At 54.3% G+C, this 1,205-nt stretch carries 1 protein-coding gene; it reads right to left on the bottom strand.

Annotated features, from left to right (window positions below; genetic code table 11):
- The coding region (locus tag FYJ63_RS10970) for an IS30 family transposase (protein WP_195839389.1) at positions 1-1,064 on the bottom strand (1,064 nt) is incomplete at its 3' end.
- Positions 1,065-1,205: the final 141 nt, after the last annotated feature.

Raw genomic sequence — 1,205 nt, forward strand, 5'->3', positions numbered from 1 at the left:
GCTTCGGCGGGGTTTTGCCAGCCGAGGGTTTCGCGGGGGCGGATGTTTAGAAGGTGTTGCATTTCTGTGATGTCGTCGTCGCTGATTTTTCTGAAGTCGGTGCCTTTGGGATAGAAATCTCGGATCAGGCCGTTCGTGTTTTCGTTGGTGCCTCGCTGCCAGGGCGAGTGTGGGTCACAGAAGAATACTTCACAGCCAGAAGCGAGCGTGAATTCGGCGTGTTTAGCCATTTCCCCTCCCTGGTCCCAGGTCAGGGTCTTGCGTATCTCCTTGGGGACCTCACACATCATTTCGATGAGCTGCTCGGTGATTGTGGTCGAGTCATGGAACCCTTTGACTTTCTGGACCATAGTGAACCTGGTTTTGCGTTCCACCAGGGTAATCAGAGCGCTCTTGTGGTCTTTACCAAGAACAAGGTCGCCTTCCCAGTGACCGGGAACCGCCCGGTCTTTCACTTCCGCGGGACGCAAAGAAATATGGTGCCCTACAAGCCAAGGACGATCCCTGCGGGAAGGCAGCTTAGATGCCGGTATCCTGCTGGTGCGCCCAGTCCGCAGCGCTTTATCGACTTTCAATTCTTGTCGCAAAGACCCGCGTCCTTGAATATAGATAGCCTGGTAAATAGTTTCAGCACTCACACGCTTATCCTTATCCAGCGGGTAAAGAAAACGCAACCGGTTTTCAATCTGACGCGGCGAAAACCTGGTGTTCAACATCTCTACTACCATGTTTCTAAGCCAAGAGTCTGTCTCGAGTTTCCTCGCGCGAGGCCGTAAAGCCCGCTCACCGGTCAAGCGCTGACCCCGACGAGACGAATACACCCCATCCAGGCTATTGCGCGCTATCTCACGTGAAACCGTTGAAGCAGACACACCCAACTCGCGAGCAATCCCACGCAAGCTAATCCCGTCACGAACCCTGGCCTCTATCAACACCCGATCCGCGAAATCAAGCCGGTTACCATTACCTTTATCCCGCGGCGAGCCCAGAGGAAGCAAAACCGGTCGATAATCATCAACCAGACCTCCACCACCCCCGCCACGGATTCCACGTCTAAAACTCATACCAGCCATTTTCGCCCAGCCAGTCACAGAACAACGATCATAACCAAGCAAACAAGCCGCCTGTTTCGCAGTCCACCCAAGCTCTAACAACTCCAACGCATACTCACGCACAGCCGAACCAGACCACCTACCACCCAAGAG

The organism is Mobiluncus porci (genome assembly GCF_009695935.1).
In the GTDB taxonomy this organism is placed as follows: Bacteria; Actinomycetota; Actinomycetes; order Actinomycetales; family Actinomycetaceae; genus Mobiluncus; species Mobiluncus porci.